Source organism: Clostridium lacusfryxellense (assembly GCF_018861735.1).
GTDB lineage: Bacteria > Bacillota > Clostridia > Clostridiales > Clostridiaceae > Clostridium_AD > Clostridium_AD lacusfryxellense.
This window is the reverse complement of sequence record NZ_JAHLEB010000105.1, coordinates 1-4,943: the sequence shown is the minus strand read 5'-3', so window position 1 is coordinate 4,943 and position 4,943 is coordinate 1. Positions and strand designations below refer to the sequence as shown.

4 protein-coding genes are annotated in these 4,943 nt (G+C 32.1%); all 4 read left to right on the top strand.

Annotation, left to right across the window (positions count from 1 at the left end; genetic code table 11):
- Positions 1-134 precede the first annotated feature (134 nt).
- The 4 genes from ilvB to KPL55_RS25145 all read left to right on the top strand — a co-directional run bounded on the left by ilvB (position 135) and on the right by KPL55_RS25145 (position 4,691).
- On the top strand, positions 135-1,745 hold the full coding sequence (ilvB, locus tag KPL55_RS25160; RefSeq protein WP_216309501.1) for a biosynthetic-type acetolactate synthase large subunit: 1,611 nt from the start codon (positions 135-137) through the stop codon (positions 1,743-1,745).
- Positions 1,746-1,760: 15 nt separating this feature from the next.
- Positions 1,761-2,249, top strand: a complete 489-nt coding sequence (gene ilvN / locus KPL55_RS25155) for an acetolactate synthase small subunit (protein ID WP_216309500.1) — start codon at positions 1,761-1,763, stop codon at positions 2,247-2,249.
- A gap of 184 nt (positions 2,250-2,433) precedes the next feature.
- A complete protein-coding gene (locus KPL55_RS25150) occupies positions 2,434-3,135 on the top strand; it encodes an ABC transporter ATP-binding protein (RefSeq protein WP_216309499.1) in 702 nt (233 codons plus the stop codon).
- Positions 3,132-4,691: a putative ABC exporter domain-containing protein gene (locus KPL55_RS25145; protein ID WP_216309498.1), complete on the top strand. Its 1,560-nt coding sequence runs from the start codon at positions 3,132-3,134 to the stop codon at positions 4,689-4,691. The genes KPL55_RS25150 and KPL55_RS25145 overlap by 4 nt, the downstream gene beginning before the upstream one ends.
- Positions 4,692-4,943: the final 252 nt, after the last annotated feature.

The window sequence follows — 4,943 nt, the reverse complement described above, 5'->3', positions numbered from 1 at the left end:
CAACAATTATACCAAACAGAGGGGGTCATTGTTTTTTGTGCTGAAAATAGCTACAAACCTTGCAATAGCAGGGTTTTAAATAAATAAAGCAAAGATAGTGTTAACACTATCATAAAATTGAAGGGGGCATAAAAATGAAAGCTGCTGATGCGATAATTCAATGTTTAGAAAAAGAAAATGTAAAAATAGTATTTGGGTACCCAGGTGTTCCAGTGGGGCCTTTGTATGAAGCATTAAGAAAGTCTGATATTGAACATATTTTGGTAAGACATGAGCAGGCTGCAGGGCATAGTGCTAGTGGCTATGCTAGGGCAACGAGATCTATAGGGGTATGTATTGCAACTTCTGGACCTGGAGCTATTAATCTTATTACTGGCATCGCAACTGCTTATGCAGACTCAATACCAATGATTGCTATTACTGGTCAGGTTCGAACAGAGTTAATTGGAAAGGATGTTTTCCAAGAGGCTGATATTATTGGAGCAACAGACTCTTTCACAAAACATAGTTATCTCGTTAAAGATGCAAAGGATATACCTAGAATTATGAAAGAGGCATTTTATATAGCAAAAACCGGAAGACCAGGACCAGTTCTAATTGATATACCGCTAGATATCCAGAACACAGAAATTGAATTTGAATATCCAGGTGAAGTGAACATAAGAGGATACAAGCCTACTATTAATGGTCATAAGGGACAAATAAAAAAGGCAATAGAAAAAATAAAGAGTAGTAAAAGACCACTTATTTGTGTGGGTGGTGGTGTTATGTCTGCAAATGCTGAAAAAGAGTTAATTGAGTTTATAGAGAAATCTAAGATTCCAATGGTACACACATTAATGGGAAAGGACGGAATTTCATCAAAATACCTATACAATATTGGATTAATTGGTTCTCATGGCTATAAATATGCAAATAAAGCAATATCTACGGCTGATGTATTAATTCTTATTGGCACTAGGGTTGCAGATAGAGCAACTGGGGGTTCTAAGAGTTTTGGAAAGGTAGCAGATATTATTCATATTGATGTTGACCCAGCAGAAATAGGTAAAAACCTAAGTGCTCTCATACCTGTAGTTGGCGATTGTAAAAAAATATTACAAGACCTAACAGATAAAATAGCAGAGATTGACACAAAGGAGTGGCTAGGCGAAATCTCAACTTGGAAAAAAGAATATGCGAGAACCAGACCAACAAATTTAAAGGTTAATCCACAATATGCTTTAGAATTACTGTCTGAAATGATTGAAGAGGATACAATTGTTACTGCAGATGTAGGGCAAAACCAAATATGGACTTCTCATTACCTTGATATGACTAGGGATAGAAGATTTTTAACAAGTGGTGGACTTGGAACAATGGGATATTCTATTCCGGCATCTGTTGGTTGCAAGCTTGCTTTCCCAGACAGACGAGTTGTTGCGGTAATGGGGGATGGAAGTTTTCAAATGAGTATGCCAGAGTTAGGCACCATAAGACAAAATCACTTGAAGATAATATTTTTGTTATTTAATAATTCAAAGCTTGGTATGGTTAACGAATACCAAACAAATGTCTATAAAAACACTTATGGCGTTGAGTTAAATGAAAATCCAGATTTTGTGAAATTAGTAGAAGCTTATGGATTTGGTGGCAAAACAGTTAACTGTAATTCGGAACTTAGGGGAGCTCTTGAAGAAGCTATGAAAAGTAATAAAACTTTTTTGATAGAATGTATTGTAAGTGCGGATGAGAGTACCTTATAGAAGGGAGTGAAAATTATGAATAAATACATTTTATCTATTTTAGTTGAAAACCATTCAGGGGTTTTAAGTAAAATGGCCGGATTATTTACAAGGAGAGGTTATAATATTGACAGCTTAACTGTTAGTGTTACAGATGATCCTACTATCTCACGCACTACTATCGTAGTTAGCGGTGATGAACAAATTACAGAGCAAATTGTAAAACAATTAAATAAATTAATAGATGTAATTAAAATATTGGAGTTAAGTCCTCAAAAGGCTGTTTCTAGAGAATTAGCACTCATAAAGGTAACTCTAGAGCAAAGTACAAGATCCTTCATTATAGAAACGGTAAATATTTTCAAAGGTAATATTGTAGAAATGAATTCAAAGAGTATAATAATTGAAATAACTGGGGATGAAGAGAAGGTGTCTTCATTTATTGAACTAATGAGACCATATGGGATCAAAGAGGTTGTTCGTACAGGACTTGCAGTACTGCAAAAGGGCTCAGAAATGTATTAGCAAATAATTAGTTTGCATTAATAGAAGGTTATAAGTGAAATAATGACTCCACAAGAGTGAAATTTTGTAGTGTCATTATTTTATGTTCATTATGTTTTGATATTGGCAGCATAAGGGTTGTGTTGTATAAGAATGGATGGTTTGTTATAATTATAACAAAATACCTATTAAAGGAGAATTACATATGCTTTTAGTAAAAAATCTTATTAAGAAATATAAGAATGAACTAGCTGTAAATAATATTAGTTTTCAAGTTGATGAGGGTGAAATTGCTATTCTTTTAGGACCTAATGGTGCTGGGAAAAGCACTACAATAAAATCTATTGTAGGTTTGTTAAAATATGATGGATATATTGAAATTTGTGGATATAAAAATAAAACTATTGAGGCTAAAAAAGTATTTTCGTATGTTCCGGAAGTCTCTTCTATGTTTGATTTGTTAACAATCTACGAGCATATAGAGTATATAGCTGCAGCTTATGGAATTGTCGACTATAAAGATCAAGCTGAAGAATTACTTAAAAGATTTGATTTAAGTGACAAAAGAAATAAACTTGGCAAAGAGCTGTCTAAGGGGATGATGCAAAAGGTAAGTATTTGTTGCGCGTTAATAACCCATCCTAAAGTAATATTATTTGATGAACCACTAATGGGATTAGATCCTAAAGCCATAAAAGAATTAAAAAAAGCCATCGTAGAGCTCAAAGAAAAAGGCGCATCTATCTTAATTAGTACTCACATAATAGATAGTGTTGATGATTTTTGGGACAAGGTATTGATAATGAAAAATGGGAATATAGTGCTTGCAGGCACGAGGAAAGAGCTTATGAGTAGGAATGAAACCTTAGAAGAACTCTTCTTTGATGTAACGGAGGAGAAAGAATGAAGCCATTATTTTATATATTAAGGAAGTCTATAAAAAATTGGGTTCTACGGTTAAAGCGAGAACCTGCAAAATTGATTGCATATATTGTATTTATAATGTTTTTTTTATTCGCTATGATTTTTGGTAGGGGTAATATGGCCGAGAAAAGTATTCTAGATCCTTTACTATATAGAGCGATTGTAGGAGTCTTTATTTTGATGTTTACAGTGCCAGACCTTTACTCATCTATAAATAATGGAGCCACTTTTTTTAGAAGTGCAGACATAAATTTAGTATTTACATCACCGATTAGTCCGCAGAAAGTTTTAATATATGGATTTTTAAAACAAATATATTCTTCATTTATAGCTGTGTTTTTTGTTCTTTTTCAAGGATATACAATTAATCGTTTTAGTAATATTAAGTCCTATGGCATGGGTGTAATTATTTTTGGATTATTCATTATGTTGATTTTTACCTCAATACTAAAGATGTTATTATACTCAGTAGCTTCTAAAAGCCAGAGAAATAAGGTTGTTTTAAGAAATGCTTTTAAATTTTTAGGTGTATTTATAATTATAGTTTACTTTATAGAACTATATATAACCAGGTCACCACTTAAAGCTGTCTCATCATTGTTAAACAGTTCGGTTATTCCCTATATACCGGTGTATGGTTGGGCAAGGGAGATAATAATATCTTCAATGACTGGCATTAGCACAATGTTCTTTGTTTATACAGGTTTAATTATAGCATGTGGATCTCTTTGCGGTTATGTGGTTTACTCTATGAAACTTGACTATTATGAAGATGTATTAGCTTCAACAGAAATTAAAGAAACAGCTATAGCATCAATGAGGACGGGTGAACGATTTGTTCAAACTGGTAAAAAAGCTAGGGTTCGCAAGGTAAAGTATATTAAAAAGGGAAGACTTGCATCTGCTATATTCTGGAGACAAATATTAGAGTATAAAAAGACTGGGTTTGCGCTTATAAACGTAATGTCAATTATTTATGCGGTTATAGCAATAACAGCTGGAATATTTAGTCCTATTAAGAATTTAACATTAGTTTTAGGAGTCATGATATATCTGCAATTAATTTTTAGCTTTAATAGCAAGTGGCAAAGGGACTTATCAAACCCATATATTTATATGATACCTGATCATGCATTTAAAAAAGTTATTTATGTAACAGCTGTTGATAACTTTAAAAATATTGTTGATGGATCTATAGTTTTTGTAATAACAGGAATATTCTTTAAAAGCAATTTCCTTCTTATTATTCTTAATATAATCGCATATGCATCAATAGGTTCACTTTTTATTTATGGTGGAATATTGACCAGAAGGATTCTTGGCGTAGGTAACAACATCATGTTTACAGCTCTTATTAGAATATTTATTTTAGTTTTAATAATCGCACCAGCTATAGTTCTTTTAGGAGTATTGTATAGTTTATCTAGTAGTCTTATTGGGATGCTCATAGCATACGCAGCATTTATTACTTATAATCTTTTATTTAGCGCCTTAATACTATTTCTTGGCAAGGGAGTATTTGAGAATATTGAACTCTGAAAATACTTACCCTTGCGTATCATAATGCGTAATATTGAATAATATAGATATATATGTAGAAATGTAAAGATAATCTAACTAGAACACGTATTTTACAAGATTCTATTTATATACATATGATAGAATATTACTTGTCGTCACATGATGACAAAACAAATTGGTCTTTGAAAATTAAACAGAGAAATAGGTAAACTTAGCAAAATAATATTTTGTTAAACCAGTCAATTACTTTAGTATAAAGTAAAATTTAGT

Coding starts and splice junctions, on each gene's coding strand:
- KPL55_RS25145 (WP_216309498.1), top strand. CDS start 3,132: ATGAAGCCATTATTTTATATATTAAGGAAGTCTATAAAAAATTGGGTT.
- KPL55_RS25150 (WP_216309499.1), top strand. CDS start 2,434: ATGCTTTTAGTAAAAAATCTTATTAAGAAATATAAGAATGAACTAGCT.
- ilvN (WP_216309500.1), top strand. CDS start 1,761: ATGAATAAATACATTTTATCTATTTTAGTTGAAAACCATTCAGGGGTT.
- ilvB (WP_216309501.1), top strand. CDS start 135: ATGAAAGCTGCTGATGCGATAATTCAATGTTTAGAAAAAGAAAATGTA.